Origin of the sequence: Actinoplanes nipponensis (genome assembly GCF_016862275.1) — a bacterium.
GTDB classification, from domain to species: Bacteria; Actinomycetota; Actinomycetes; order Mycobacteriales; family Micromonosporaceae; genus Actinoplanes; species Actinoplanes nipponensis.
Map to the genome: position 1 here is coordinate 102,382 of NZ_BOMQ01000028.1, position 25,604 is coordinate 127,985.

26 protein-coding genes are annotated in these 25,604 nt (G+C 75.2%); 12 read left to right on the forward strand and 14 right to left on the reverse strand.

Going from position 1 to position 25,604, the window contains the following annotated elements:
• Nucleotides 1-70 precede the first annotated feature (70 nt).
• Nucleotides 71-1,090, forward strand: coding sequence for a LacI family DNA-binding transcriptional regulator (locus tag Ani05nite_RS12640; RefSeq protein WP_239129783.1), 1,020 nt, complete (start codon nucleotides 71-73; stop codon nucleotides 1,088-1,090).
• A 514-nt stretch (nucleotides 1,091-1,604) separates the two neighbouring features.
• Here the strand turns inward: Ani05nite_RS12640 and Ani05nite_RS12645 are convergent.
• Complete coding sequence (locus Ani05nite_RS12645) at nucleotides 1,605-2,480, reverse strand: AbfB domain-containing protein (RefSeq protein WP_203768104.1); 876 nt, start codon at nucleotides 2,478-2,480, stop codon at nucleotides 1,605-1,607.
• Between the two features lie 231 nt (nucleotides 2,481-2,711).
• Between Ani05nite_RS12645 and Ani05nite_RS12650 the strand changes: the two genes are divergently transcribed.
• Nucleotides 2,712-3,977, forward strand: coding sequence for a hypothetical protein (locus Ani05nite_RS12650; RefSeq protein ID WP_203768106.1), 1,266 nt, complete (start codon nucleotides 2,712-2,714; stop codon nucleotides 3,975-3,977).
• Between the two features lie 174 nt (nucleotides 3,978-4,151).
• On the opposite strand, the gene Ani05nite_RS12655 is transcribed toward Ani05nite_RS12650, so the two are convergent.
• Nucleotides 4,152-5,102 (reverse strand): alpha/beta hydrolase, encoded by a 951-nt coding sequence (locus Ani05nite_RS12655; RefSeq protein ID WP_203768108.1) that lies wholly within the window; start codon nucleotides 5,100-5,102, stop codon nucleotides 4,152-4,154.
• A 22-nt stretch (nucleotides 5,103-5,124) separates the two neighbouring features.
• Complete coding sequence (locus Ani05nite_RS12660) at nucleotides 5,125-6,735, reverse strand: flavin-containing monooxygenase (RefSeq protein WP_203768110.1); 1,611 nt, start codon at nucleotides 6,733-6,735, stop codon at nucleotides 5,125-5,127.
• Nucleotides 6,736-6,900: 165 nt separating this feature from the next.
• Between Ani05nite_RS12660 and Ani05nite_RS12665 the strand changes: the two genes are divergently transcribed.
• Complete coding sequence (locus Ani05nite_RS12665; protein WP_203768112.1) at nucleotides 6,901-8,907, forward strand: putative bifunctional diguanylate cyclase/phosphodiesterase; 2,007 nt, start codon at nucleotides 6,901-6,903, stop codon at nucleotides 8,905-8,907.
• Between the two features lie 23 nt (nucleotides 8,908-8,930).
• Nucleotides 8,931-9,833, forward strand: a complete 903-nt coding sequence (locus tag Ani05nite_RS12670) for an ABC transporter substrate-binding protein (RefSeq protein ID WP_203768114.1) — start codon at nucleotides 8,931-8,933, stop codon at nucleotides 9,831-9,833.
• A 16-nt stretch (nucleotides 9,834-9,849) separates the two neighbouring features.
• Here Ani05nite_RS12670 and Ani05nite_RS12675 read toward each other — a convergent pair whose 3' ends face one another.
• Nucleotides 9,850-10,098 carry a hypothetical protein gene (locus Ani05nite_RS12675; RefSeq protein ID WP_203768115.1) on the reverse strand — a complete coding sequence of 83 codons (249 nt, stop codon included), beginning with the start codon at nucleotides 10,096-10,098 and terminating at the stop codon, nucleotides 9,850-9,852.
• Between the two features lie 24 nt (nucleotides 10,099-10,122).
• Between Ani05nite_RS12675 and Ani05nite_RS12680 the strand changes: the two genes are divergently transcribed.
• A complete protein-coding gene (locus Ani05nite_RS12680; protein ID WP_203768116.1) occupies nucleotides 10,123-10,260 on the forward strand; it encodes a hypothetical protein in 138 nt (45 codons plus the stop codon).
• 3 nt (nucleotides 10,261-10,263) lie between these two features.
• Here the strand turns inward: Ani05nite_RS12680 and Ani05nite_RS12685 are convergent, their stop codons facing one another.
• Nucleotides 10,264-11,139, reverse strand: coding sequence for a Sco1979 family transcriptional regulator (locus Ani05nite_RS12685; protein WP_203768117.1), 876 nt, complete (start codon nucleotides 11,137-11,139; stop codon nucleotides 10,264-10,266).
• A gap of 153 nt (nucleotides 11,140-11,292) precedes the next feature.
• Between Ani05nite_RS12685 and Ani05nite_RS12690 the strand changes: the two genes are divergently transcribed.
• Nucleotides 11,293-12,729 carry a dihydrolipoyl dehydrogenase family protein gene (locus tag Ani05nite_RS12690; RefSeq protein ID WP_203768118.1) on the forward strand — a complete coding sequence of 479 codons (1,437 nt, stop codon included), beginning with the start codon at nucleotides 11,293-11,295 and terminating at the stop codon, nucleotides 12,727-12,729.
• Here Ani05nite_RS12690 and Ani05nite_RS12695 read toward each other — a convergent pair.
• The gene (locus Ani05nite_RS12695; RefSeq protein ID WP_239129786.1) at nucleotides 12,719-13,315 is read right to left on the reverse strand and encodes a dihydrofolate reductase family protein; all 597 of its coding nucleotides are present in this window, start codon (nucleotides 13,313-13,315) and stop codon (nucleotides 12,719-12,721) included. The genes Ani05nite_RS12690 and Ani05nite_RS12695 overlap by 11 nt on opposite strands.
• A gap of 106 nt (nucleotides 13,316-13,421) precedes the next feature.
• Here Ani05nite_RS12695 and Ani05nite_RS12700 point away from each other — a divergent pair, with 106 nt between their 5' ends.
• The 3 genes from Ani05nite_RS12700 (at nucleotide 13,422) to Ani05nite_RS12710 (ending at nucleotide 16,067) form a co-directional block, all read left to right on the forward strand.
• On the forward strand, nucleotides 13,422-13,754 hold the full coding sequence (locus tag Ani05nite_RS12700; protein WP_203768119.1) for an STAS domain-containing protein: 333 nt from the start codon (nucleotides 13,422-13,424) through the stop codon (nucleotides 13,752-13,754).
• A gap of 17 nt (nucleotides 13,755-13,771) precedes the next feature.
• Nucleotides 13,772-14,395, forward strand: a complete 624-nt coding sequence (locus Ani05nite_RS12705) for a maleylpyruvate isomerase N-terminal domain-containing protein (protein ID WP_203768121.1) — start codon at nucleotides 13,772-13,774, stop codon at nucleotides 14,393-14,395.
• A 148-nt stretch (nucleotides 14,396-14,543) separates the two neighbouring features.
• Entirely contained in the window at nucleotides 14,544-16,067 is a 1,524-nt protein-coding gene (locus tag Ani05nite_RS12710; RefSeq protein ID WP_203768123.1) for a glycosyltransferase family 39 protein, read from the forward strand.
• 7 nt (nucleotides 16,068-16,074) lie between these two features.
• Here the strand turns inward: Ani05nite_RS12710 and Ani05nite_RS12715 are convergent, their stop codons facing one another.
• The 3 genes from Ani05nite_RS12715 to Ani05nite_RS12725 form a co-directional block, all read right to left on the reverse strand.
• On the reverse strand, nucleotides 16,075-17,061 hold the full coding sequence (locus Ani05nite_RS12715) for a lamin tail domain-containing protein (RefSeq protein ID WP_203768125.1): 987 nt from the start codon (nucleotides 17,059-17,061) through the stop codon (nucleotides 16,075-16,077).
• 43 nt (nucleotides 17,062-17,104) lie between these two features.
• Nucleotides 17,105-17,710 carry a flavodoxin family protein gene (locus tag Ani05nite_RS12720; RefSeq protein WP_203768128.1) on the reverse strand — a complete coding sequence of 202 codons (606 nt, stop codon included), beginning with the start codon at nucleotides 17,708-17,710 and terminating at the stop codon, nucleotides 17,105-17,107.
• Nucleotides 17,711-17,777: 67 nt separating this feature from the next.
• A complete protein-coding gene (locus tag Ani05nite_RS12725; protein WP_203768130.1) occupies nucleotides 17,778-18,422 on the reverse strand; it encodes a TetR/AcrR family transcriptional regulator in 645 nt (214 codons plus the stop codon).
• A 143-nt stretch (nucleotides 18,423-18,565) separates the two neighbouring features.
• On the opposite strand from Ani05nite_RS12725, the gene Ani05nite_RS12730 reads away from it, so the two are divergent.
• The 3 genes from Ani05nite_RS12730 (at nucleotide 18,566) to Ani05nite_RS12740 (ending at nucleotide 21,216) form a co-directional block, all read left to right on the forward strand.
• Nucleotides 18,566-19,372 (forward strand): NPP1 family protein, encoded by an 807-nt coding sequence (locus Ani05nite_RS12730; protein ID WP_203768132.1) that lies wholly within the window; start codon nucleotides 18,566-18,568, stop codon nucleotides 19,370-19,372.
• A gap of 48 nt (nucleotides 19,373-19,420) precedes the next feature.
• The gene (locus Ani05nite_RS12735) at nucleotides 19,421-19,906 is read left to right on the forward strand and encodes a molybdenum cofactor biosysynthesis protein (protein WP_203768134.1); all 486 of its coding nucleotides are present in this window, start codon (nucleotides 19,421-19,423) and stop codon (nucleotides 19,904-19,906) included.
• Nucleotides 19,907-20,145: 239 nt separating this feature from the next.
• Nucleotides 20,146-21,216 carry a hypothetical protein gene (locus Ani05nite_RS12740; RefSeq protein ID WP_239129789.1) on the forward strand — a complete coding sequence of 357 codons (1,071 nt, stop codon included), beginning with the start codon at nucleotides 20,146-20,148 and terminating at the stop codon, nucleotides 21,214-21,216.
• An 18-nt stretch (nucleotides 21,217-21,234) separates the two neighbouring features.
• Here the strand turns inward: Ani05nite_RS12740 and Ani05nite_RS12745 are convergent, their stop codons facing one another.
• The 5 genes from Ani05nite_RS12745 to Ani05nite_RS12765 all read right to left on the reverse strand — a co-directional run bounded on the left by Ani05nite_RS12745 (nucleotide 21,235) and on the right by Ani05nite_RS12765 (nucleotide 25,550).
• Nucleotides 21,235-22,518, reverse strand: coding sequence for a methyl-accepting chemotaxis protein (locus Ani05nite_RS12745; protein ID WP_203768136.1), 1,284 nt, complete (start codon nucleotides 22,516-22,518; stop codon nucleotides 21,235-21,237).
• Nucleotides 22,519-22,595: 77 nt separating this feature from the next.
• A complete protein-coding gene (locus Ani05nite_RS12750; RefSeq protein WP_203768138.1) occupies nucleotides 22,596-23,459 on the reverse strand; it encodes a P1 family peptidase in 864 nt (287 codons plus the stop codon).
• A complete protein-coding gene (locus Ani05nite_RS12755; RefSeq protein WP_203768140.1) occupies nucleotides 23,456-24,700 on the reverse strand; it encodes an MFS transporter in 1,245 nt (414 codons plus the stop codon). Before Ani05nite_RS12755 ends, Ani05nite_RS12750 begins: the two co-directional genes overlap by 4 nt.
• Before the next feature lie 143 nt (nucleotides 24,701-24,843).
• Nucleotides 24,844-25,011, reverse strand: a complete 168-nt coding sequence (locus Ani05nite_RS12760) for a hypothetical protein (protein ID WP_203768142.1) — start codon at nucleotides 25,009-25,011, stop codon at nucleotides 24,844-24,846.
• 110 nt (nucleotides 25,012-25,121) lie between these two features.
• Complete coding sequence (locus tag Ani05nite_RS12765) at nucleotides 25,122-25,550, reverse strand: VOC family protein (protein ID WP_203768144.1); 429 nt, start codon at nucleotides 25,548-25,550, stop codon at nucleotides 25,122-25,124.
• Nucleotides 25,551-25,604: the final 54 nt, after the last annotated feature.

Consider the following 25,604-nt stretch of genomic DNA (forward strand, 5'->3'; position numbering starts at 1 on the left):
AGTGTGTGAACGTGCACACACTAAGCATGGCGATCGGTGCCGGTCAAGGGGCCGGATCTACACTGCTGGCGTGGCCCCGCCGAGCAAGCCCAGACGCGCCACCGTCCACGACGTCGCCGCGGCCGCCGGGATCTCGCGTGGCACGGTCAGCCGCGTCCTCAACGGCGGCTACGTCTCCGCCGAGGCGCGCGCCGCCATCGAGGCCGCCATCGCCCAGGTCGGGTACGTGCCCAACACCGCCGCGCGCAACCTGGTGATGCGCCGCTCCCAGGCGGTCGGCTTCCTGGCCCTCGAGCCGCACTCGCTGCTGCTGGACGACCCCAACATCGGCGCGATCATGCTCGGCGCCAACGAGGTGCTCTCGGTGGCCGACCACCAGATGGTCAACCTGGTGGTTGACTCCGCCCGCGACACCGAACGCGTGGCCCGCTACCTCAGCGGCGGCTTCGTCGACGGCGCGATCATCGTCTCGGCCCGGACCCACGACCCGATCACCCGGGTCATCGCCGAGCTGGGCCTGCCCGCCACCTTCGTCGGCCACCCGCCCGACCTGCACCGCAGCATCCCGTTCGTGGGCATCGACAACGTCGGCTCGGCCCGCGCGATCACCACCCGGCTGGCCGCCACCGGCCGCCGGCACCTCGCGATGATCGCCGCGGCGCTGGACCGCGACTCGGGCGCCGACCGGCTCACCGGCTTCCGGGAGGCGCTGGGCGACCGCTTCGACCCGCGCCTGGTCGCCGAGGTGCCGCTCTACGACTACGCGTCCGGCGTCAAGGGCATGCGCGAGCTGCTGGCCCGCGAGCCCCGCATCGACGGGGTCTTCGCCGCCTCCGACGCGGTGGCGGCGGGCGCCCTCGAGGTGCTGCGCGACGCGGGCCGCACCGCGCCGGCGGACGTCGGCGTGGTCGGATTCGACGACAGCACCTGGGCGTTGCGCACCCAGCCTCCCCTGTCGACGGTGCACCAGCCGGCCCGCGAGATCGGGCGGAACGCGGCGGAGCTGGTGCTGCGGCAGCTGCGCGGCGAGGAGCCGGCGCCGGGCAACGTGCTGCTGCCGACCCCGATCGTCTGGCGCGACTCGGCCTGAGCGGCCGGGCCGCTCACCCGGCGGCCAACCGGGCCGCCCGAGCCACTCAGCCGCCCGACCCGGACTGCCCACGAATCCGCGCCATCCACACTCACGGACTGCCCATGGCCCGGGCCACCCGGCTGCGCAAGTACGTGGTCAGGGGGCGCAGGGCAGCGGCAAGGGCACCCGGAGCCAGTTGCTCTGCGACGACCTGGACCTGGTGCACGTCAGCGCTCCCCACCCGCTCACCAGCCCGCGCCCTCCACGATTTCGCGCCGTCGCCGGAGGAAGGCGAGAGCGGCGGAGCGTGATTGCCTTTCCCGCCGGCTACCGCCCGAAAGACCCGCGCGCCGAGCCGCCCCACCCGCCGGCAGAGAAACCCGTCAAGATCAACGGACGGCAGGCCGGAGCCCTGTCACGACCTGACCTGCGGGGCCACCCGGCGACCGTCGACCTGACATCGCCGGCCGCGGCCCCGACGCCGGTCCTGCACGCGCGGCCGATCACCGCAGCGACAGCCGCCGCCCCCGGTTCACAGCGGCGGGCGGACCACGAAAGCCACGGCCTGAGCGGCCGCCACCCGAGTCAGTGACAGCACCGCGTCACTTTCGGTGACGTACCGGTCCGGGGCGGCGCGGCTGCGCAACACGAAGCCACCCGACACCGTGGGAACCGCGCAGAAGGTGGCTTCGGCGTCGTAACCCGGGCCGCCGTCCGCCCGGTCGAGGCGCAGCACGGCATCGCGGGCGCGCAGGAAGTAGCCCGGATAGTTGACCGACTCGAACGACAGGCAGTCCCCGCCGGCCCGGCCCGCCCGTACCGTGAACCGTGAGTCGGCCCGGTCCAGGGCCGGGCTGGCCGGGCCCACCGCGTCGACCCGCGCGAGGAAGTTGCGGTGCCGCAGCCGGCGGCCGGGCCGGCCGACCGGTTCCAGGCCCAGGTCCTGGCCCGCCACCGGCAGGACCACGGCCGGCGGGACCGAGGTCACCGGGGCCGGGCGTACGGTCGTGGCCCCGCCCGTGGGCACCTCGTCGCGCACCTGCGTGGTCGGTGGCGCAGTGGTGCGGCGGGTCGGCGACGCCGTGGCCGGGACCTCGCCCGGGAGCACGGGCAGGGTCGGCACCGGCGGCAGCGCGACGAACAGCGGGTCGGGCCGCTCGTCGCCGCCCGAGGCGACCGCGAGGCCCACCGCGACGAGCGCGCTGACCACGGCGGCGGCGACCAGGACCGTGCGGAGCCGGCCGGAGGCGGCGGCCCGGTGCGGCGTGGGCGCCTCGACGACCGGCAGCAGGACGGTCGCGGCAGCGGGCGGGGGCGGTGGCGGTGGCAGCGGCGGGGCGAAGTACTGGGGTGGTGGCACCCACCCGTCGGGCCGGGAGCCGGCGGGCTGGCCATCCTCTGGGGACATCCGGATCCGTTCGCTGGGGAGCATGACGCTGCGGGCGAGCCGCACCGGGCGCGCGAGTGCAGGAGCCATATTCGGGGCAAAAGCGGTCGATGGCAAGAGGCCGGCCGCTGCGCACCCTCAGTGATCGATCCGAAGCGCGTTCCCATCCGTAGTCACCAGGGAATCACCACGCGCCGACGTCCGCAGTGATCCCGCGGCCGGCGGCGCTTGCCCTCGAGGGAGCAACGCGCAGTGGACAATCCCGCACCGGCCGACCCCGACGCGATCTACCGGCGGCCCGCCGCCTCGATGCCCCCGACGCTGCCGTCGATCTCCGACTACTGGCCCGACGCGCCGCACCGGATCGGCCCACCGGCGGATCACTACACGGACGAGCCGACCGACGCCGCGGTCGACGCCCTGCTGCGCTCGGGCACGCGCGACCGCGTACCGCCGAACGGCGCTCCCGGCACCGACCGCGACCGCTTCCCGCAGAACGGCGCGCCGGGCGCCGACGGCGCGCGCGGGACCGGCGTCTCCGGCAACGACCGCTTCCCGCAGAACGGCACCCGGGGCAACGAGGGCGCCCGTGACCGCCTCCCGCGGGCCGGCGGGCCCGGCAACGACCGCGCCCACGGTCACGACGGCTCGCGTGCGGGACACGGCAGCGGCGCGGCCGCGCCGCCGCCGGGCCGCAGGTCCCGGCGCTCGGCCCTGCCGGCGCTGGCTCTGGCCGCCGTGCTGGTGGCCGGCGCCGGCGTCGCCGGGGTGGTCCTGACCCGCGGCGACCGCGCGCCGGTGGCCGCACCGCCGCCGGTCGGCCGGACGACCCGGCCGGCGCCGGCGCAGACCGCGCCGGCCCAGATCATCGAGCCCCGGACCACGCCCCCGTCGGCCGCCCCGGCGCCGGCGAACGTCATCTCGGCGCCCGCGCGCGGCCGCGAGCGGGCCACGTTCGAGCTGGTCAGCGACACCGCGGTGATCGATCTGCGGGCCGGCGACACCGGCGCCGACCTGTACCGGATCACCACCCCGCAGGACGGCAGCGTGCTGCCCCGGGCGCAGGTGAACCCGGCCGGCGTGCGGTTGTTCCTCGACGAGAAGGGTGAGCGGGGCGACGCGGCGGTGACCGTGCTGCTCAACGCCGAGGTGCGCTGGCGCCTGCGGGTCACCGGCGGGATCAAGGCGGGGGTCTTCGACCTGGGCGCCGCCGAGGTCGAGGGCATGGACTTCGCCGGCGACGCGGCGCGCATCGACCTGAAGCTGCCGCGACCCGACGGCACGCTGCCGATCCGGTTGTCGGGCGGGGTCAACCGCTTCGAGGTCTCCGCGGACCGGGGGGTGCCGGTCCGGGTCCGGGCGCGCGGTGGCGCCGGGCAGGTGAAGCTGGACGGCCGTACGGATGACGGGGTGGCGCGGGGGGCTTCGTTCCTGTCGCCGGACTGGGCCGGCAGCCGCAACCGGATCGACCTGGACGCGGTGGTCGGGGTGGGCACGCTGCGGGTGGGTCGCGGCTGAGCGGAACTCCTGCCGCGGTGCTGCGCGAGACCCCGGGGATCGCGAGGCTGTCGCCGCAGCGGTGAGCGGGGCGTGGATCGGGAGCACGCGGGGGCCGCAACGGCCAGAGCGGCGCGAACGGGCGTCGGCGGCCCGGCGGCGCGGTGCCGGCGGGCCGCCGACGGCGGTACGGGATCAGGCCAGCGCGCGCCGCAGCGCGTCGGTGCGCAACGCCCAGGTCCGGCGCGAGAGCGCGGCCTCGGCGGCGAACGTCTCCGCCGCGTGGTAACTGCCGGGATGCACGTGCAGCTCGGTGGGCACCCCGGCGGCCATCAGCCGCTGGGCGAACGCGATGTCCTCGTCGCGGAACAGGTCGACGGCGCCGACGTCGATGAACGCCGGCGGCAGCCCGGTCAGGTCCTCCGCGCGGGCCGGGGCGGCGTACTGGTCGGCCTCCTTGCCGCCCAGGTACCAGTCCCAGGCCTCGATGTTGCCGGCCCGGTCCCAGATGCCGATGTCGGTGATCTCGTGGCTGGACGCCGTCTCGTTGCGGTCGTCGATCATCGGGTAGATCGGCATCATGAACCGCAGCGCCGGCCCGCCCCGGTCGCGGGCGATCAGCGCGGTCGCGATGGCCAGCCCGCCGCCGGCGCTGCCGCCGTACAGGGCCAGCCGGTCCGGGTCGATGCCCAGCTCCGCGGCGTGCGCGGCGGTCCAGACCAGGCCCGCGTAGCAGTCCTCGACCGGCGCCGGGTGCGGGTGCTCCGGGGCCAGCCGGTACTCCACCGACACCACGACCGCCCCGACCTCGTCGCAGAGCAGGGTGGCCGTGGGGTCCTCGCCGGCGACGTCGCCCATGATCATGCCGCCGCCGTGGATGAAGTAGATGCCGGGCCGGGCGCCGGTGGCGTCGCGCGGCCGGTAGATCCGCACGGTGATGTCCGGCTCCCCCGGCGGGCCGGGCACCGTGCGGTCCTCGTTGGTCACGTTCGGGTTCTCCGGCACCTCGATGGCGGCGAACATGGCCTGGACGGTGGCCCGGCGCGCGACGATGTCGGCAATGGCGTTGAAGCCGCCGGGCAGGGCCTCGAGCAGGCCCTCCAGCGGCACGGCGACCTCGGGGTCGATGAGATGACGACGGGACATCGGTGTTCTCCTTCGCGGATCGTCAGACGGTGAGGGCGAAGCCTTCGTAACCCCGGGCGGCGACCTCGTCGCACTTCTTCCGGTAGGCGCCGACCCCGCCGGCGTACGGCATGAACACGCGGGTCTTGCCCGGCACGTTGGCGCCCATGTACCAGGAGTTCGCCTTGGGGTAGAGCGTGTGGCGGGCGATCTCGTTGACGTGCGCGACCCACTCGTCCTGGGCCTGCGCGGTGACCTCGGCGGTACGCAGCCCCTGCTCCCGCAGGTGCGCGATCATCCCGGCCACCCACTCGACGTGCTGCTCGATCGACACCACCATGTTGGACAGCACCGAGGGGCTGCCGGGCCCGGTGATCATGAACAGGTTGGGGAAGCCGGCCGACCCGATGCCCAGGTACGTGCGCGGCCCGGCCCGCCAGGTCTCCCGCAGCGAGACGCCGTCGCGGCCGCGGATGTCGACCCCGGTGAGCGCGCCGGTCATCGCGTCGAAGCCGGTCGCGTAGACGATGACGTCCGCGGCGTGCTCGCGCTCGGTGGTCCGTACCCCCCGCTCGGTGATCTCCACCAGCGGGGTCCGCCGCAGGTTGACCAGGTGCACGTTCTCGCGGTTGTAGGTCTCGTAGTAGCCGGTGTCCAGGCACGGCCGCTTGGTGCCGACCGGGTACTCCGGACACAGGTCGGCGGCGACCCGCGGGTCGGCCACCAGCTCGTGGATCTTGCCGTGGATCCAGCGCTTCGCGGTGTCGTTGGCCGCCTGGTCGGTCGCCAGGTCGGTGAACGTGGACAGCAGGTTCACCAGGCTGCCGCTCTCCCAGGCCGCCTCGAAGATCGCGTCGCGTTCGGCGGCGGAGACCTCCAGGGCCGACCGCGTCGGCGGGGTGACCGGGATGCCGGCGGCGGACTCGCGCTGGGCCTGCCGGTACGCCCGGTAGTCCGCCTTCCTCGCGGCGATCTCCTCGGGCCGCAGCGGCCGGTTGCGCGCCGGCAGCGAGTACGCCGGCGTGCGCTGGAAGACGGTCAGCTCGGCGGCCTGCTCGGCGATGACCGGGATGGACTGCACGCCGGAGGACCCGGTGCCGATCAGCGCGACGCGCCGGCCGGTGAAGTCGACGCCCTCGTGCGGCCAGTGCGCGGTGTGGTAGGTCGCGCCCTGGAAGGCGTCCAGGCCGGGGATCTCCGGCAGCTTCGCCGCCGACAGGCAGCCGGTGGCCATCACCAGGTACCGGGCGGTGACGGCGTCGCCGTGCTCGGTGCGGACCAGCCAGGCGCCGGCGTCGTCGTCCCAGGTGGCGGCGGCCACCCGGGTCCGGAAGACGATGTCGCGGCGCAGGTCGAAGCGGTCGGCGACGTGCCGGGCGTACCGGAGGATCTCCGGCTGGGTGGGGTAGCGCTCCCGCCACTGGTACTCCTGCTCCAGCTCGGGCGAGAACGAGTACGAGTAGGCCAGGCTCTCCACGTCGACGCGGGCGCCCGGATAGCGGTTCCAGTACCAGGTGCCGCCGACGTCGGCGCCGGCCTCGAACACGACGACGGACCGGCCCTGCTGGCGCAGGCGGTGCAGCAGGTACAGGCCGGAGAACCCGGCGCCGACGACGACGGCGTCGGTGGTGGGCGGGGGGACGGAAGCGGACATCATGCCTCCCGGGGTACGGCTGCGTGCGGGGCTCCGGGGCGGCGCAACGACACTGATCAACTTTGTGACTTACACCACAATCTAGAATGCATTCTGCATTAGGTCAACCGAGGGTGGCGCCGGCCAACCACTTCAGTCGCCCGCCCCAGGGCCGATAGAGCAGACATGCGGGCCGGTGGCACCAGACGGGGTACGAGCGCGGGCTCGCGCGTCTTCCTGGCCTACGCCCTGGCTAGCCTGCTGCTCGTCGGCGTGCTGGGCGGCCTGCTGGTGCAGGGCTACCGCGACGACGCCGCCCGCCAGGGCCAGGACCAGGGCCGGGCCCAGGCCGCCGTCATCGAGGAGATGGCGGTCGCCCCCGCGCTCGACGGCGCCGACCTGGCGGCCGGGCTGACCGCGACCCAGCGCCAACGCCTGCAGGAGGCCACCGACCTGGCCATCTTCCACGGCTCGGTGCTCGGCATGCGGCTGCGCAGCTTCGCCGGCCAGGTCGCCTTCTCCGACGACGGCTCCACCGCCGGCGGCATCCCGGTCTCCGACCCGGCCTTCCGCTCGGCGGTCGGGGGCGCCACCGACGTGGCCGTGGTCGCCGACGCCCGGCGCAGCGCGGGCATGGTGATCCGGGTGCTGCAACCGGTGATCGCCGGCGCCTCCGGCCAGGCGGTCGGCGTGCTCGAGCTCTACCTGCCGTACGACGGGATCGCCGCGCACCTGCGCCGCCAGATGACGGCCACCTACTGGCGGCTCGGCGCCGCGCTGGCCGGGCTGTACCTGGTGCTCGCGCTGATCGCCTGGTCCACCTCGCGGTCGCTGCGCCGCTACGCCGCCCGCCAGGAGCACGAGGCGCTGCACGACGCCCTCACCGGCCTGCCCAACCGGGCGGCGTTCCGGGCGCACGCCCGGGAGGCGCTGGCCGCGGGCGCGGCGACCGGCGCCGTCGGGCTGGTCGACCTCAACCGCTTCAAGGAGGTCAACGACACCCTCGGCCACCACGCCGGCGACGAGCTGCTGATCGTGGTCGCGTCCCGGCTGACGGCGGCGCTGGGCGCCGGCGGCACCGTCGCGCGCCTGGGCGGCGACGAGTTCGGCCTGATCCTGCCCGGCCTGACCCGCGAGGAGGTGCTCGCGCTGCTCGAGACGGCCCGCGCCGAGCTGGTCCGGGAGACCGTGCTGGACGGCGTGGCGCTGCGGATCGAGGCCAGCTTCGGCGTGGCGCTGTACCCCGAGCACGGCGCCGAGGTCGAGGAACTGCTCCAGCACGCCGACGCCGCGATGTACCAGGGCAAGCGCGGCGCCGCCGACATCGTCCTGTACGACCGGGACCAGGTCGCGCACCCCGCGCACTGGCTGGTGGTCCAGGCGGAGCTGCGCCACGCGCTCGAGCGCGACGAGCTGGTGCTGCACTACCAGCCCAAGGTCCGCCTGGCCGACGACGAGATCACCGGGGTGGAGGCGCTGGTGCGCTGGCAGCACCCGGTGCGCGGGCTGCTCGCGCCGGCCGAGTTCCTGCCGGCCGCCGAGCAGTCCGGGCTGATCGAGCCGCTCACCGCCTGGGTGCTGCGCCGCGCGCTGGCCGACCAGGCCGGCTGGGCGGCGCTGGGCCAGCGCTGGCCGGTGGCGGTCAACGTGTCCGCCCGCAACCTGGAGGCCGCCGGCTTCCCGCAGGCCGTGGCCGGGCTGCTGGCCGAGCACGGCGCCGCGCCCGGGCTGCTGCTGCTGGAGATCACCGAGACCGCGCTGGCCGGCGACGCCGAGACGGCGGCCCGCGCCGTCCTCGAGCTGACGGCGCTCGGCATCGGGGTCGCGGTCGACGACTTCGGCATCGGCTACACCAGCCTGTCCCAGCTGCGCACCGTGCCGGTGGCCGAGATCAAGATCGACCGGAGCTTCGTCACCGGGCTGGACGGCGACCCGCAGAACCAGGCGATCGTCCGGTCGGTGATCGCCCTGGCCCACGGTCTCGGGCTGCGCGTCACCGCCGAGGGCGTCGAGACGCCCGAGGTCCGGGCGTGGCTGGCCGATGCGGGCTGCGACGACGCGCAGGGCTACCTCTTCGCCCGTCCGCAGGCCTGGCCGCACCTGCTCGATCTCGTCCTGCACCCCCGGGGCAGCGGCCGGCACGCCCGCGCCGAGCTCGCCACCGCCCCGGACGCCGTCACCGTCCGCACCTGATCCGCCGAGCACCGGAGGTCGTAATGAGACACCCCACCCACCGGCGCGCCCGCCTGGCCGCCGCCGGCATCGCGCTCGCCCTGGCCGCGGGCGGCTGCGGCACGGCCTCGGCCGACACCGACACCACGGCGACCGGCGACGTCGTGGTCGATCAGGAGATCCGCGCGCTGCTGCCGGAGAACGTCCGCCAGCGGGGCAGCATCCAGCTCGCCACCGACCCCAGCTACGCGCCGATGGAGTCCTACGCCGCGGACGGCCGCACCATCATCGGCTTCGACGCCGATCTGGCCGCCGCGCTGGGCTCGGTGACCGGCATCCGGGTGGAGCTGGTCGCCGCCGACTTCGGGTCCGCCCTCGACGAGACGGTCGCGGGCACCTACGACGGGGTGCTGTCCTCGATGACCGACACCGCCGAGCGCGAGAAGAAGGCCGACTTCATCGACTACTTCTCCGCCGGCACCGCGGTGGTCGTGCAGCGGGGCAACCCGCACGGCATCTCGGACCTCAAGGACCTCTGCGGCAAGGTGGTGGCGGTGGAGCGGTCGACCGTGCAGGCCGACCTGCTGCGCCGTTCCCAGCCCGGTTGCGGCGCCGACAAGATGATCGTCAAGACCTTCCGGACCAACGCGGACGCGTTGCTGCAGGTGCGCACCGGGCGGGCGGTGGCCATCCTGAACGACTTCCCGCCGGCCGCCTACCTGGCCGCCGACGTCAAGACCCGGTCCTACTACCAGCTCGCCTCGACCGTGCAGTACGAGCCGGGCCTGCTCGGCCTGGCGGTGGCGAAGGACAACACGGCACTGCGGGATGCGCTGCGCGCCGCGCTCGACTCGCTGATCCGCTCCGGCCGCTACACGGAGCTGCTGCAGCGCTGGGGCGTGACCAACGGCGCACTGGAGGCGTCGTCGGTCAACGGGGGCAGCTGACGCGTGCGGCCGCTGCTCAGGAGCGGGTGTTGCGGGGCAGGGTGGACAGCCGGCGGCCGCGGACCAGCGCCTGGCGGCGGCCGATCTCCCGGCCGTCGGCGGTGACCTCGACCCCCTCGACCTCGTACCAGTTCTCGCCGTCGCGCTGCACCGGCCGGTTCCAGTCGACCCGTTCGATGCGCAGGGCCAGCGAGCCGGTGCCGTAGCAGTAGTCGGTCTCCGCGAAGTGGCTCACCGGCCGGTTCGGGCCGCGGTTGGCGTCCATGCCTTTACTCCTCAGCGTCCGGTAATGCTGCACGTGCCCAAGCATGGACATATGCGCGAACGTAAGCAAGGACAGATGCACGTGCATATGCACGCGGGACCAAAAGTGGAAGATCCGCCGGAACGCGTCGACGTTCGGACGATGGACGGCGTGTCGCCGTGACTCTCAGCTGGCGATCTGATGCAGCGCGTCACCGAGGATCTCGATGGTGCGCTCCGGCGGCTCCGCCTCCAGGCAGGCCCGCTCCATGGCGATCAGGTAGTGCTCCACGTCCGCCGGCTTGTCCAGATAGAGGGCCCCGGTCAGCTGCTCGACGTAGACCACGTCGGACAGCTCCGGCTCGGCGAACCGCATGATGGCGAACGGGAAGCCGGCCGGCGCCGCGGTCCCCTGATGAAACCGGGCCACCTGGAGCCGGACGTGCGGCAGCTCCGCGGCCTCCAGCAGGGCCCGCACCTGCGCCCGCATCACCTCCCGGCCGCCGATCTCGCGGCGCAGCACCGCCTCGTCGAGCACGGCCCAGAACTGCGGCGGATCCGGCCGGGTCAGCACCCGCTGGCGGTTGCGGCGCAGCTCGATGCGCCGCTCGATCTCCGCGGCGGACGCGGCGGCATGCGCGCGGCGCAGCACCGCGCGGGCATAGTCGGGGGTCTGCAGCAGGCTCGGCACGAAGTGCGCCTCGTACGACCGGATCAGCGACGCCGCCTCCTCCAGCCCCAGGTAGGACAGGTACCAGGGCGGCACCACCTCGCCGAACTGCCGCCACCAGGCCGGCGCGTTGGCCCGGCGGGCCAGGTTCAGCAGCGCCGTGCTCTCCGGCTCCCCGACGCCGTAGAGGGCGAGCAGGTCGGCCACGTCGCGCTCCTTGAAGGGCACCCGGCCGAGCTCCATCCGGCTGATCTTCGACTCCGACCCGCGGATCTCCCAGCCGGCCGTCTCGCGGCTGATCCCGCGGGCCTGGCGCAGGCGTCGCAGCCGGACGCCGAGCTGAATGCGCAGCGCCGTGGAGCCGCTGCCGTAGTCCGGTTCAGCCGAAGTCATTGTCTCCTCCCTGCCTCCTGGTGCCCGCGTGCACGTGCATACAACCGTGCAGTGTCCACGGAAGATGCGCAACCGTCTGCACGATCATCAAGCCGCCCGGGGACACCGGGCCCTGCGGCCGGCGAGGGCGACCGGCGGTGGTACGCAGAACGCATGACACAGACCAGCGAGACCGGCTTCGACGTGATCGTGCTGGGCGCCGGGCCGACCGGCGAGAACATCGCCGACCGCGCCGTCCGGGGCGGCCTGACCGCCGTCCTGGTCGAGCAGGAGCTCGTCGGCGGCGAGTGCTCCTACTGGGCCTGCATGCCGTCCAAGGCGCTGCTGCGCCCGGGCGAGGCGGTCCGCGCGGCGCGGCAGGTCGGCGGGGCCGCGCAGGCGGTGACCGGCGACCTGGACGTCCGCGCCGTCCTCGACCGGCGCGACTCGTTCACCAGCCACTGGTCCGACCAGGGACAGGTGGAATGGGCCACGGGCGCCGGAATCGCCCTGGTCCGCGGCCACGGCGCGCTGACCGGCGTCCGCGAGGTCACCGTCACGGCGGCGGACGGCGCCGCCACCGTGCTCACCGCCCGCCACGCCGTCGCGATCGCCACCGGGTCGGACGCGGCTGTGCCGGACATCGACGGACTGCGGGCCGCGCGGCCCTGGACCAGCCGGGAGGCGACCAGCGCCCGGGCCGTGCCGGAGAGCCTGGCGATCATCGGCGGCGGCGTGGTCGCCACGGAGATGGCCACGGCGTACGCCGGCCTCGGCGCCCGGGTCACCGTGATCGCCCGGACCGGCCTGCTGGGCGGGATGGAGCCGTTCGCCGGCGAGCTGGTCACGGCGGCGCTGCGCGAGCGGGGCGTGACGGTGCTGCTCGGCACGGCCACGTCCGGGGTCACCCGTACGGCGGACGGCGGCGTGGAGATCCGCACCGGCGACGGGACCACCGTCACGGCCGCCGAGGTGCTGGTGGCCACCGGGCGCACGCCGCGGACCGGCGACATCGGGCTGGAGACGGCCGGGCTCACCCCGGGCGACTGGATCACCGTCGACGACACCATGCGGGTGCCCGGCTCCGACTGGCTCTACGCCGCCGGCGACGTGACCCACCGGGTGCTGCTCACCCACCAGGGCAAGTACCAGGCCCGGGCGGCCGGCGACGTCATCGCCGCCCGGGCCGCGGGCGCGCCCGTGTCCGACGCGCCGTGGGGCGCCCACGTCGCCACCGCCGACCACGCGGCCGTCCCGCAGGTCGTCTTCACCGACCCGCAGGTGGCCTCGGTCGGGCTGACCGCGGCGGCGGCCCGCGCGGCCGGTCACCGGATCCGCGTCGTGGACTACGACCTGGGCCGGGTGGCCGGCGCGAGCCTGCACGCGGACGGCTACACCGGCAGCGCCCGGATGGTGGTCGACGAGGAGCGGCGGGTGCTGCTCGGCGTGACCTTCGCCGGGCCGGACGTCGCCGAGCTGCTGCACTCGGCGACGATCGCGGTCGTCGGCGCGGTGCCGCTGGACCGCCTCTGGCACGCCGTGCCGGCGTACCCCACCGTCAGCGAGATCTGGCTGCGGCTGCTGGAGGCGTACGGGCGGCCTACGGGCTGACCACCGGGCGGTAGCGGGCGATGATCACCCCGGTCGTGGTGGTCACGGAGCCCAGCAGGGTCAGCTCCCGGCGCGCCGGGGCGTCCTCGGCGAACAGCTTCGTGCCGGTGCCCAGCGTCAGCGGGTGGATCAGCAGCACGTACTGGTCGACGAGGCCCGCGGCGGCCAGCGCCCGCACCAGCGTGCCGCTGCCCAGCACCGCCATGTCCCCGGCCGGGCCGGCCCGCAGCCCGGCGACGCGGCCGGTGACGTCGTCGCCCAGCAGCACGGAGTTCTCCCAGGGCAGGGGGTCGGAAAGGGTCCGCGAGGCCACGTACTTGGTCTTGCGGTCGAGCACCTCGGTGTACGGGTTGCCGTCGCGCCGGCCGGCCCACGCCCGGTGGAGGCTCAGGTAGGTGCGGCGGCCGAACAGCATGGCCCCGTCCGCGGCCATGCCCTGGCCCATCGTCTCGAAGGCGACGGGGTCGGCGTACGGGCTCGCCCAGCCGCCGTAGGGGAAGCCGCCCGTGCGGTCCTCCTCCGCGCTGCCCGGCGCCTGCATGACGCCGTCCAGGGTGATGTTCTCCACGACCACGATCTCGCCCACGGCGGTCCTCCTGCCTCGGGGCCCGCTCCCGTGCGGGCCTGCACCGCCTACACGAACGGGCGGTCCTCGGATCGACAATCCGCCGGCGCCGACTATCGTGTGGTGAATGCCCAACGACGCCGTGGTCACGTACGAGCAGGTCGACGCCGATGGTCTGGTGGTCGCCGTCCTCTCCGGGGAGATGGACCTGGACCGGGCCGACGCGGTCCGCGACAGCCTGGCCGCCGCGGCGGCCGCCGGCGAGTGCCGCTACCTCAACGTGGACGTCAGCGACGTCACCTTCATCGACTCGTACGCGCTGGGCGCCCTGGTCAGCGCGCGCAACACCGCGGCCAGCAACGGGGTGTCGCTGACCCTGACCAACCCCTCGCAGCCGGTCCGCAAGGCCATCCAGGTGACCGGCCTGAACCACGTGTTCGGCCTGCCCGCCACCAGCTGACCGGGGAGCCCGAGGGCATGGACTACCGCCGCACCTACCGCGCCGCCGCCGTCTCCTTCGCCGACCTGGTGTCCCGCCTGCCCGCGCAGAGCTGGGAGCGCCCGGGCGTCGGCGCGTGGAGCGTGCGGGAGCTGGTCGGGCACACGACCAGCTCGGCGCTGCGCCAGGTGCCCCGGGTGCTCGCCTCCCCCGGCGGCACGGTGGACCTCGAGCGTCCGGAGCACTACTGGGCGTACGCCCGGTCGGCGCCGCCGGAGCTGTACGCCGCCGCGACGGCCGCGTCGTCGGCCGACGCGCGGGAGACCGGGCTGTGGCTGGGCGACGACGCCGCCGCCCGGGTCGGTGAGCTCGCCGGTCAGGCCACGGCGGCGCTGGCCGCCGTCCGCGACGACGACGTGATCGCCACCGCGGCGGGCGGGATGCGGGTCCGCGACTGGATCGCCACCCGGACCTTCGAGCTGGTGGTGCACGGCATGGACCTCGCCGCCGCCGGGCCGGTGGCCGCCGACCTGCCGCCGAACGCCGTGGCCGAGGCCGTGACGCTGGCCGCGCGGATCGCCGCGGCGGTCGGTGACGGCCAGACCGTGCTGCGCGCGCTCACCGGCCGCGCCGCCCTGCCGGAGGGCTTCTCCGTGGTCTGAGCCGGCCACTGTGGACGGCCGCCCGGGCGGGCGGACAACGTGACCAGGTGCACACTTTGTGACCTCCCGTGGGACTCAGGACGGTCGGGCCGCGCTCTAGAGTGGCAGTTCGATCCGGCTCGATTCCGTCCCGCCGACGAGGAGAAGCGTGACCCTGGTGGCACCGGCCGACTCTGCGGGCGCGCCCGAGGCGCCGCCCCGGGAGCCCCGCGGCGTGGCCCGTTTGCGCGGCCGCCGGGTCCCGCGACCGCTGCTGGTGTGGGGTCCGTCCGTGGCGCCGGCCCTGCTCATGCTGCTCGTCGGGCGGATCGGACTGCGGCGGCCGGCGCTCGGCTGGGACGAGAACGCGACGTGGCTGGCCGGCGGGCGTTCGGTGGGTCAGATCGTCGAGCTGGCGCGGCACTTCGACGGGGTCATCGCCCCCTATTACCTGTTCATGCACTTCTGGACGGCGGTGTTCGGCGACTCGGAGTTCTGGCTGCGCGCGCCGTCGCTGCTCGCGGTCGCGCTCGGGGTGGGCGTCTCGGCCGAGCTGGGCCGCCGCCTGTTCGGCCCGCTGACCGGCCTGCTGACCGGCCTGCTGCTGGTCACCGTCCCGCAGCTGTCCCGCTACGCCCAGGACGCCCGGGCCTACGGGCTGGTCTTCCTCTTCGCCGCCCTGGCCACCCTGCTGCTGCACCGGGCGCTGGCCCGGCCGTCGTGGGGCCGATGGATCGGGTACGCCGTGACCGTCACCCTGCTCGGCCTGGCGCACATCCTGGCGCTGCTGGTGCTCATCGGCCACGCCTACGCGGTGGTGACCCGGGCCCGCCGGGACGCCGCCGGCACCCGGCCGCTGCGCTGGGTGGTGGTGACTGCGGTCGCGGTGCTGCCCGTGCTGCCGTTCGTCTATCTCGGTCTGACCCAGCGCGGCACTCAGCTGGACTGGCTGCCGCCCATGACGGTGGGTCAGGTGCTGGCCGCGCCCGGTGACATCTTCGGCGCCGCAGCGGTCGGCCTGCTGCTCATCGGCCTCGCCCTGGTCGCCCGGCACCGAGACGCCCGCCTGCTGCGGGAGCTGGCCGTGCTGGCGGTCGCGCCCCCGGCGGTCCTGCTGGGCGTCTCGTTCCTGACCTCGCCGGTGTGGGTCCCGCGCTACGCGCTGATCGTCGTGCCGGCGGTGTGCCTGGGCGCCGCGGTGTCACTGCGCGCGGTGCCGTGGCGCGCGATCGCCGCGCTGGTGCTGCTCGCCGCGGTGGGCGCGCCGGCCCAGCAGAGCCTGCGCGGCGCGACCAGTCACATGGGCCCGGACTTCCGCACGGTGGGCCGGCTGCTGGAACGCCACCAGCAGCCCGGCGACGTGATCGTGTACGGCACCTCGGGCACCTGGTCGCTGCGCGCGGGCGTCGACTACCAGCTGCGCGGCCGGGCCAAACCGCGCGACGTGCTGCTGCGGACCCCGGCGGCGGAGGTGGGCGAGCTGGACGCGGTGCAGTGCGCCGACCCGGTGGCCTGCCTGGGCCCGGCGCGGCGGGTCTGGCTGTTCCGCTGGCAGCCGCCCGGCCGGCAACTGACCGCCGCGGCGCCGCTGGCCGCCACCGGCCCGCTGGGCCCGGTGCTGACCAGCCGGTACGCGGTGGCCGGGGAATGGCACGCCACCAAGGCCGACCTGATCCTCTTCGAGCGGCGCTGACCGCCGGTCAGGTGCGGCGGGCCGGCGTCGCGGGACACGACAGCACGCAGGGGTAGAGCATCCACGCGCGCAGATCGCCCTGCGGGTCGAAGAGGTAGGCGCCGTCGCCGTGCGCCTGCTGATCGAAGGACGGGTTGTCGAAGACCGGGCCCGGCTGACCCCAGTACAGGTGGGTGGCGGTGGGCGTACCGGAACCGGCGTGGACGTAGACCGCGCCGCGCGGGGGCACGACCGTGCCCGCCGGGAAGGTGTAGCGGCGCAGGGCCGAGTCGCGCACCCACCATCCCGCGACCGGCAGCGCCGCGTCCGACGGGTTGTCCACCCGGACCCATTCGCCGTTGAGGTTCTGCTCGTCCGCGCCCGGGGCGTCGTAGTTGACGGTCAGCGTGACCGGGGTGGCCGCCGCCGGGCCGGCGCCGCACGCGTCGGTGTCGAAGAGGTTGAGGCCGTCGCGGGCGGCCTGCGCGGTCGCCACCCGGTACTGCGCGTTCCAGGCCCACTCGGCGCCGAACGGCTGCCAGAGGGTCAGCCCGTGGCGCATCAGGTCGAGCCCGACGTCGCGCCAACTGCCGTTGATCCGCACCGCCACGCTGCGCAACGGCCGGGCCCGGCTGCTGCTGGACGCCTGCTGGGCCGTCAGGCGGACCACTCCCCCGCCCGCCTTGACCAGCTGCTCCAGGCGGGCGGTGGCGGCGAGGCTGTGGCACTCGCCGCGGCGCCGCTGCACCACGGAGGAGTAGACGGTCTGTTCCATCGCCTGCGCGTTGATGAGCCGGATGGAACGCGGCGTGCTCGTGCCGTCTCCGGCGATGTCGACCGACAGGGTGTCGCCGTCGTTGACGCGTACCACCTTGCCGGTCCAGACCAGGCACCGCGGTCCGGCCGCCGCGCCCAGGCAGGGCGCCGTCGCGGCCGCGGCCGGACCGGCCGGGCCGATGGCCAGGGCGCCGGCCAGCGCCGACGCGCCGAGGACGGAGAGCAGGCGACGCAGCATGCCCGACCCATCGGTGGCCCGGGCCCCGGGCTGAGGGGTTCGCTCAGCTCGGCGGGTACGGCTGGGCGGCCAGCAGGTGGGCCAGGTGCGCGGTGTTGGCGGCCACGGTCTTGGTGGCGGCGCCCGTGGTGTCCGGCTTCGGCCCGGCGTCGGCGTAGTCGACCGAGCCCATCGCCTCGCCCACCCAATAGGTGCCGGCCGCCGCGGCCACGCTGAACCCGACGTCGTTGAGCGCCTGGAGCACCTCGGCGACGACGTGGTGGGCGCCGTCCTCGTTGCCGACCACGGCCACCGCGGCGACCTTGCCGAAGATCAGCGGGCGGCCCTGCTCGTCGCGCTCCGACAGCTCGGCGTCGAGCCGCTCCAGCACCATCTTGGCGACGCTGGACGGCTGGCCCATCCAGATCGGCGTCGCGATGACCAGGATCTGCGCGGCGAGGATGCGCTCGCGGATCGCGGGCCAGCCGTCGCCGTCGCCCTCGTCGGTCGAGACGCCGAACTTGACGTGCTCGTCGACGACCCGGACGACCTCGCCGGTCACGTCGTGGTCGGCCAGGGCGGTGAGCACTTCGCGGCCGAGCAGCTCCGAGCTCGACGGCGCCGGTGAGGGCTTCAGGGAACAGCACAGGACTACGGCGCGCAGGGTCATCGCAAGGGCTCCCGGGGTGGTGGCTGGATCCCGCCGGACGTACCCCCCGCCGCGACGGCGAAACGGATCACCGCCGGTGCAGGGCCTGCTCGGTCTGCTCGTGGCTCAGGGCCGGGGCCGGCAGCGGCGACGGGCCGCGCGGGGTGGCGCGCAGGCCGTCGAGCAGCAGGGTGAGGTAGCGCCGCCACACCTCGGGGTCGACGCCGCGGGTGCACTCGGCGACGGACGAGATCATCAGCTCGATCTGCGGCAGGTCGGTGCCGCGCAGGTCCGGGCGCAGGTGGCCGTCGCGCTGGGCCCGGGCGACCAGCTCGTCGGCGGCCGGCACCAGCTCGGCGTGGATCCGGGCGAAGTCGGGCCGCTGGGCGGCGCCGGTGAACAGCAGCTCGCGCATGGCCCGGTCGCCGCCGTGCCGGCAGGCGAAGTCCTCCAGGAAGCGGACCAGGCCGTCCCAGGAATTCTGCTCCCGCAGGCATTCGCCGGCCAGCGTGACCAGCGCGTCGAGCTGCTCGCTGAACAGCGCCTCGATCAGCGCCTCGCGGCTGGGGAAGCGGCGGTAGACCGTGCCGACTCCCAGCCCGGCGCGGCGGGCCACGTCGTCGAGGGTGACCTCCAACCCCCGCTCGGCGAACAGCTCGCGGGCGGCGGCGAGCACCCGCTGGCGGTTGCGCTCGGCGTCGCGGCGCAGCGGCCGGGCGGCGGTAGGGGTCACCCACCGAGCGTAACAACAAGCGGAGAAAACACCTCAACTTGCCGGGCACGGCCATTGACCGCCGGGCGGCCGGCGGGGTGAAATATGGACGCTCATGCATCGGCGGTGGTGGCCGAGGCGCGCCGACGTCAGGGAGGCCCCGCATGGATCACGTGCCGCCGCAGTCGGGACGGTCCCGGGCCGGCCGGCCACCGCGGGGCCGGGCCGCCGCCGGCGTCGTCGCCGCACTCGCCGTCCTGCTGCCCGCCACGGCCGCCCACGCCGCCGAGCTGCCCAACCTGCCGCAACGTGCCGGCGGCTACGAGGCGTCGTTCTCGCCCGCCTACGACTACGACACCGACGGGTGCTACGCCGTCGCCGCCATCAGCCCGGACGGCACGCTCAACGGTGGGCTGAAGACCACCGGGGCGGTCAACGGCAGCTGCCGCGACCGCCCGGATCTGGACCGGTCCCAGACGTACGCCCGGTCGAAGTGCGACCACGGCTGGTGCGCGATCGTCTACGCCAGCTACTTCGAGAAGGACCAGGCCGTGCCCGGCAGCGGCCTCGGCGGCCACCGGCACGACTGGGAGCACGTCGTCTCGTGGGTCGACCAGGCCGCCGACCGGGTCGAGTTCGTGACCACCACGCAGCACGGCAGCCAGCGGACGTACGCCCGCTCGGCGGTGCGCTTCGACGGGTCGCACCCCAAGGTCGTCTACCACAAGGACGGCGCGTCGACCCACTTCTTCCGGCTCGCGAACACCGGCGACGAGCCGCCGGAGAACCACTACCACGACTGGCGGTACCCGCCCATCGTCGACTGGAACGGGTGGCCGGACACCGCGCTGCGGGACCGGTTGCTGGCCGCGGACTTCGGCGCCGCCAGCATCAAGATCAAGGACCCGGCGTTCACGTCCCTGCTCACCGCGGCCAAGCCCGCCGGCATCCCGTTCGACCCGCTGGCCTGAGCCGGCCGGACCGGGCGGACCGCCCGGCGGGTTCTCTAGACTGCGCCGGTGCCGACCGCGCCGGAGATCGTGCAGCTGCTCGCCTCGCCCGTGCACCGCTTCGCGGGGCGCCCGGCGGACGGCCCCGCGCCGGCGCCGCCCGGCGAGCTGGTGGACCACGTCCGGATCCGGGCCGGCCTGGGGATCGCCGGGGACCGCTACTTCGGCCGGCCGGCCCACCGCGACGCGAGCGTGACCGTCATCGCGGCCGAGTCGCTGCCACCGGGCGCCGGGCTGACCGAGGTCCGGCGCAACGTCCTGGTCCGGGGCATCGCCGTCGACGACCTGGTCGGCGCGGTGCTCACCCTCGACTCCGGGGACGGCCCGGTGGCCCTGCGCGTACGCCGCCGGGCCAACCCGTGCGCCTGGCTGGACACCACGATCGCCCCGGGCGCCTGGCGGGCGCTGCGCGGCCGGGGCGGGATCCGGTGCACGCCGCTGACCGACGGCATCCTGCGGCTGGGGCCGGTGACGGTGACGGTGACGGCCGGGTGACCGGACCGGTGGACCCGCGGGGCCGGCGAGAAGCTGGTGCGCGACCGAGTGGTGCCGGAGTCGCCGAAGGCCACGTCGTCGCGGCCGAAGAAGGTGCGCAGCGGGAGGCCGCGCCGGGCGGCGCGGAGCGATCAGGTCCGGGCGGCCGCACGGATCCTCGGTCGCCTTGGGCTGCATCACGCACCGCTGCGACCGTGGCTATCATCGGCAGCCACGGACGCCGAGGGAGGTCAACGCTGGTGAGCAAGCCGCGCTCGTGGCTCGGCCTCGGCACCGCCCTCGCCGCCGGCGTCGCCCTGCTGATGCTGCCGGCCGGTGGGAACGCCCGGCCCGCGGCCCCGGTCACCGCGGCCGTCGCGTGGCCGCAGGCGCAGCGCGGCACCGTGCAGGCCACCCTTGCGGACGGCGCCGAGTACCGCCCCGGGCTCTTCCTCGACGCCCACACCTCGATCGGCACCGCGGCCAGCCCCGACGGCCGTTACCTGCGCCTGGTCCGGGTCGGCGCCGACGGCGCCGTCCGGCAGCTGCGGCGGTTGCCCCGCGACCGGCACCCGTCGTTCCAGGCGCTCACCGCGGCCGACGGCGTGCTGGCCTGGGTCGAGAGCACCGACGGGGGCACGCTGCAACTCTGGACGGCCGGCCCCGGCGACGGCCGGGCGCCCCGCGAGCTGACCGCGGACCTGGGCCGGGCCGAGTTCTACCAGTCGCAGTACGACCTGGTCGTGGCCGGCGGCCGGGTGCACTGGGTGGCGGCGGGCGGCGGGGACGTCACCCGGGTGCGGTCGGTGGCGCTGACCGGCGGGCCGGTGAGCACCCGCGACGAGCCCGGGACGTGGAAGCTGTCGGCGTACCCGTGGCTGGTCAACGGCGTCAACGACACCACCGGCAGCACCCTGCTGCTCGACCTCGGCACCGGCCGCGACACCGCGGTGCGCCGGCCGCGGGAGCGGGCCACGACCGCGTGCAGCCCGGCCTGGTGCCGGGTGGTGTCGCTGACCGGCGAGGGGCGCAACCGGATCGAGCTGATGCGCCCCGACGGCAGCGCCCGCCGCCAGGTCGCCGGGGACACCGCGGCCACGGTGATCGTCGACGTGGCGCCGCTGGACCGCTTCGAGGTGCTGGCCCGGATCGGGCCCAACTCGGAGCTGACCGGCAACAACGAGCTGATCGCGGTGGAGCTGGCCACCCGCCGGACCGTGCAGGTCAGCCCGGACGCCGGCTCGGTGTCGTACCGCGGCGGGATGCTGTGGTGGTCCACCGGCAACCTGGACGCCATCGTCTGGCACGCGCTGGACCTGCGCACCGCCTGACCGCCGCCCCGGCGCCGCTCAGGTGGTGACGGTGAGCCGTTCCAGCCCGACCAGCACCTGCTCGGCCGCCACCGTGGCCGTGGAGAGCTGCCGGGTCACCTCGGCCAGCACCGCGGCCTGCTCCTGGACCGACGCCGCGATGTCCTGCTGGATCGCGTGGATGTCGGCCACCGCGGAGGTCGTCGACTCGAAGGTGCCCGCCACGTCGCCGGTCTGCGCGACGATCGCCTGGATCACCGCGTCGACCCGGCCGACCGACTCGGCCGTCTGCTGGGCCAGCTGTTTGACCTCGTTGGCGACCACGCCGAAGCCCCGGCCGGCCTCGCCGGCCCGGGCCGCCTCGATGGTCGCGTTCAGCGACAGCAGGTTGGTCTGCGCGGCCAGCTGGGCGATCAGCGCGTTCACCGCGGCGATCTCGCCGACCGACGACTCCAGCGCGGTGACCTTGGCCGCCGCGGTGGCCGCCGTGTCCTTGCCCGCGGAGGCGCTGCCGGCCGCGTCCTGCGACCGCGCGGCGATGTCGTGGACCGCCCGGGTGAGCATGGCCAGTTCCGTGTCGACCGCCGCGACGGCCCCGATCGCGGCCCGGGCCTGGTCGCCGATCGCCCGGGCGTCGGCCGAGAGCCGCTCGGCGCGGCCGGCGAGCTCGACGTTGCGGTTCAGCTCCGCCTCGGCCGCGCGGTCGGTGGCCTCCTGCTCGGCCCGGGCGGTCGCGAACCGCTGGGCCTCAGCCCCCTCGGCCAGCGCCTCGCCCTCCCGCTCGGCCTCCTCGGCGAAGTGCCAGAACACGACGATCCCGACGACCTCGAGGACCGCCAGGCCGGCGTGCAGGGCGACCTGGCCCAGGCCGTCGAGCAGCGACATGTGGGCCATGCCGAACACCCGTTCCGGGACGAGCAGGCCGAGCGTGCCGTGATGCAGCACCACGATCACCACGGCCCAGAGCAGGGGTGTCCACTGCTGGTAGAGGGCTACGAAGATCAGGATGGCGTACAGGTGGATGTGCATGGCCATCTCGCCGCCGGACAGCTCGATGGCCGCGAACGTGCAGGCGATGAGCCCTACGCTCGTCAGCGACGCCTTAGCCGGTGTCGCGGGCACCACGGCCGCCGCGACCGCCAGCGCGGCGATGCCCGCCGGCACGGCCGCGGCTTCCCACAGCGGCATCGGTCCGAGCACTCCCAGCAGGACGAGCGCCGGCACGTGCAGCCACAACAGCCCGGTCATGATGCGGTGGCGGGCCACCCAGGACTCCGGTGACAGGCGGGCGCCACGCGGGAGCCGGGAGGCTAACGTTGCCATGGGATCATCATCCGGCCTGGAGCACAGCGCGGAGCCGGTTTGTGAAAGTTGCTCCGGCCCCGCGCACCACCTCCCGCTCAGCCCGGTGGCGCGACAGCGGCCCGGACGGCGGCCGCGACGGTGTCGGTGGCGACCGCGCGCAGCAGGTCCAGGTCGGCGTCCACAGGTGAGCGCCCGGTGGCCAGGGCCACCACCGCGTCGCCGTCGTACCGGGAGTGGGCGGGGTGGATCGCGCGGGCGAACCCGGTGTGGCCGCTCTGGGCGAGCAGGAAGCAGTCACTCTTGGACAGCCGGGCATCGGTCAGCACGACCGCCACCGTGGTGTTCTGCAGGGGGTACGGCACCGCCGGCCGGATCCCGGTCGCCGCCCCGCCGAACAGCGGCGTGCCGTCCTCGCCGAGCACGTCGCCCCAGGCGTTGACCGCGACGACGGCCGCCACCCGGGCCGGCCCGGCCGCCCGCTCGGCCCAGCCCAGCCCGCCCGGGTCGGTCCGGCCGCGCCACGAGCCGGTGGACGCCCCGGCCCCGGCGCCGGCCCGTCCCGTCGCCAGCTCCGCGCCCGAGTACGCGGCCAACGCGGCCGCCCGCCCCGCGGCCGCGTCCGGCGGCCCGGTGCGCACCGACCCGTCGAAGAGGGACAGGCCGATCACGATCGGCACCGGCCCGGCCGGCGTGGGGAAACCGGCGCCCCGCTCGCGCAGCAGCCCCATCACGCCCTCGGCGGCGCTGAGGCCGAACGCGGACCCGCCGGAGAGGACCACGGCGTCCACCCGGTCCACCAGCCGGGACGGGTCGAGCAGGGCGAACTCGCGGGTGGCGGGCGCGCCGCCGCGGACCTCGCCCGAGCCGACGGTGCCGGCCGGCGGCAGGATCACCGTCACGCCGGTGCCGGTCCCGGTCCAGTGCCCGGCCCAGGCGGACAACAACTGCGGTGCGGTCATGGCCTCCATCCTGCCCGGCCGGGCGCGGACCCGGCCGGACGGGCGCGGCGGACGGTCAGCGCCAGCGCGAGGACCAGGTACGGCAACGCCAGCACCGCGAAGGCGACCCCGTTGCCCGCCCCGGTGGCGAGCAGCCCGTAGCAGCCGTAGACGGTGATGGTGCCCAGGTCGGTGACCGTCCCGGCCAGGGAGGTGACCGTGGCCCGCCCGGGCCCGGCGATCCGCGCCTGCAGCCGGGCGTCGGCCAGCACCGAGGCCAGCTGGAACCCGGCGAAGGCGGCCGCCACCAGCACGAAACCGGCCGGCCGGGCGAGCAGCGCGCCGGCGGCCAGCGCCCCGCCGGAGCCGGCCAGCAGGACGGCGTACCCGCGGTCGGTCAGCCGCTCGCCCAGCGGGGCGAGCAGCCCGCCGGCGGTCACCCCGGCCCAGAGCAGCAGGAGCAGCAGCGGCACGCTCGCGCGGGCCACGCCGGTGTCCACGGCCAGCAGCGGGGTGTACTCGTCCAGCGCGCCCCACACCGCCGTGACCACGGCCAGCAGCAGGACCGCGGCGCGGACCGGGCGGTCGGCGCGGGCCTCGGCCAGCCCGGCGCGCAGGCTCGCCCACCAGCCGGGATCCTCGTCGTCGGCGGCGGCGTTCCCCCCGGCCGGCCCGGCTCCGGCCGGGAGTTCGCGGTGCTCGGGCAGGCGGGTGGCGACGGCGGCGGCCAGCCCGCAGGCGAGCACGCTGGCCGCGCCCACCGCCGGATAGCCGCCGGCGGCGAGCACCGGGCCGGCCAGCGCGGTCGAGGCCAGCGTCCCGGCCGTTCCGGCGGTCCGGGCCCGGCCCATGGTGCGGGCATAGCGGGAGGCTGCGCCCAGCCGGGCGAGCTCGTCGTGCGCCAGCGCCTCGACCGACCCGGAGGCGAGCGCCCCGCCGGCGCCCCAGAGCAGGAAGCCCACGGCGAAGGCGGGATAGGACGGGGCGAGCACCCACAGCGCGAAGGCCGCGCCGGTCACCAGCGGGGCCAGCACCAGCAGCAGGCGCCGGGACACCGCGTCGGCCCAGGCCCCGGACGGCACCTCGAGCAGGGTGCTGCCGGCCGACCAGAGCACGAACAGCGAGGAGATCTGCCCGACGGACAGGCCGGCGTCGCTGAACAGCAGGGCGTACACCGGATAGAGCAGGACGAGATCGGCGAGGAACGCGTACGCGTACAGCGTGGCAGCCAGCCGGCGCACGCGGGCGGGGACGTGGTTCATGGGACCTTCCCGGGTCGGAGCGGACACCGTTCACACGGCGGCCGCGGCGGCCCACGGGAGTGGCCCCTACGGTCGGATCACCATCGCCAGGTCATGCCGCGATGGTAGGACGCGCGGCCCGGTCCGGCCACGCCTTTTGCCCGTCACCTCCGGTCGGGGAACAGCTCCTCCGGCCGGCGGGTCTCCTCGTCCCTGGGCACGAGCAGCCCGAAGAAGATCATCACGAACAGCGCGGTCCAGCCCCACCACGGCACGCCGAGGCCGGCGACGACGGCCAGGACGGCGGCGGTGAGGTCGGCGGCGGCGGCCATCAGGCGCCACCGGCGCGGACGCGGTCCCGGTTCATGGCGGCTCCTCTGCTCGGGGTCGGCCCCGACAATCGGACGGCCGGCCCCGCAGCTGAGGGCTTTCCCGGACCGGCTCAGCCGGCGCGGCCCCGGGCGGCCAGCATCTCCAGGTGGTGCGGGTTGTGCATGACCCCCAGGACGTTGCCGAACGGGTCGACCACCGACGCCGTCGCGAAGCCCTCCCCGGACCCGTGGTGGGTGATCGGCTGGTACTCGGTCGCGCCCAGCTCCAGCAGCCGGGCCACGGTGCCCGCGAGGTCGTCGACGTGCCAGTGCATGACCGCGCCGCCGGGGCCGCGGGCCGCGCCGGGCGGGGCGTACCGGCGGTCGATCAGGCCGAGCTCGTCCTGGTCGTCGCCGATCCGGAACTCCACATAGGCGGGGTCGGCGGGCGCCGGCGGGAACTGGTAGTACGGCTCCGTCCCGAACAGCCGCGCGTACCAGGCGGCCGCGGCGGTGACGTCGTCGGCGTAGAAGCTGATGGTGGCGAATCCTCTGAACATGGGCCCAGCATGCGGGGCATAAGTGCTCACCTACTGAGCACTTTCGGTGGCAGG

Excerpts from the sequence above, each read along its gene's own strand:
- Ani05nite_RS12680 (WP_203768116.1), top strand. The coding sequence starts at position 10,123 with ATGCTGCACGTGCCCAAGCATGGACATATGCGCGAACGTAAGCAAGGA.
- Ani05nite_RS12755 (WP_203768140.1), bottom strand. The coding sequence starts at position 24,700 with ATGAACCACGTCCCCGCCCGCGTGCGCCGGCTGGCTGCCACGCTGTAC.
- Ani05nite_RS12760 (WP_203768142.1), bottom strand. The coding sequence starts at position 25,011 with ATGGCCGCCGCCGCCGACCTCACCGCCGCCGTCCTGGCCGTCGTCGCC.
- Ani05nite_RS12765 (WP_203768144.1), bottom strand. The coding sequence starts at position 25,550 with ATGTTCAGAGGATTCGCCACCATCAGCTTCTACGCCGACGACGTCACC.
- Ani05nite_RS12720 (WP_203768128.1), bottom strand. The coding sequence starts at position 17,710 with ATGACCCTGCGCGCCGTAGTCCTGTGCTGTTCCCTGAAGCCCTCACCG.
- Ani05nite_RS12730 (WP_203768132.1), top strand. The coding sequence starts at position 18,566 with ATGGATCACGTGCCGCCGCAGTCGGGACGGTCCCGGGCCGGCCGGCCA.
- Ani05nite_RS12675 (WP_203768115.1), bottom strand. The coding sequence starts at position 10,098 with ATGGACGCCAACCGCGGCCCGAACCGGCCGGTGAGCCACTTCGCGGAG.
- Ani05nite_RS12670 (WP_203768114.1), top strand. The coding sequence starts at position 8,931 with ATGAGACACCCCACCCACCGGCGCGCCCGCCTGGCCGCCGCCGGCATC.
- Ani05nite_RS12715 (WP_203768125.1), bottom strand. The coding sequence starts at position 17,061 with ATGCTGCGTCGCCTGCTCTCCGTCCTCGGCGCGTCGGCGCTGGCCGGC.
- Ani05nite_RS12645 (WP_203768104.1), bottom strand. The coding sequence starts at position 2,480 with ATGTCCCCAGAGGATGGCCAGCCCGCCGGCTCCCGGCCCGACGGGTGG.
- Ani05nite_RS12660 (WP_203768110.1), bottom strand. The coding sequence starts at position 6,735 with ATGTCCGCTTCCGTCCCCCCGCCCACCACCGACGCCGTCGTCGTCGGC.
- Ani05nite_RS12685 (WP_203768117.1), bottom strand. The coding sequence starts at position 11,139 with ATGACTTCGGCTGAACCGGACTACGGCAGCGGCTCCACGGCGCTGCGC.
- Ani05nite_RS12750 (WP_203768138.1), bottom strand. The coding sequence starts at position 23,459 with ATGACCGCACCGCAGTTGTTGTCCGCCTGGGCCGGGCACTGGACCGGG.
- Ani05nite_RS12690 (WP_203768118.1), top strand. The coding sequence starts at position 11,293 with ATGACACAGACCAGCGAGACCGGCTTCGACGTGATCGTGCTGGGCGCC.
- Ani05nite_RS12745 (WP_203768136.1), bottom strand. The coding sequence starts at position 22,518 with ATGGCAACGTTAGCCTCCCGGCTCCCGCGTGGCGCCCGCCTGTCACCG.
- Ani05nite_RS12655 (WP_203768108.1), bottom strand. The coding sequence starts at position 5,102 with ATGTCCCGTCGTCATCTCATCGACCCCGAGGTCGCCGTGCCGCTGGAG.
- Ani05nite_RS12700 (WP_203768119.1), top strand. The coding sequence starts at position 13,422 with ATGCCCAACGACGCCGTGGTCACGTACGAGCAGGTCGACGCCGATGGT.
- Ani05nite_RS12705 (WP_203768121.1), top strand. The coding sequence starts at position 13,772 with ATGGACTACCGCCGCACCTACCGCGCCGCCGCCGTCTCCTTCGCCGAC.
- Ani05nite_RS12665 (WP_203768112.1), top strand. The coding sequence starts at position 6,901 with ATGCGGGCCGGTGGCACCAGACGGGGTACGAGCGCGGGCTCGCGCGTC.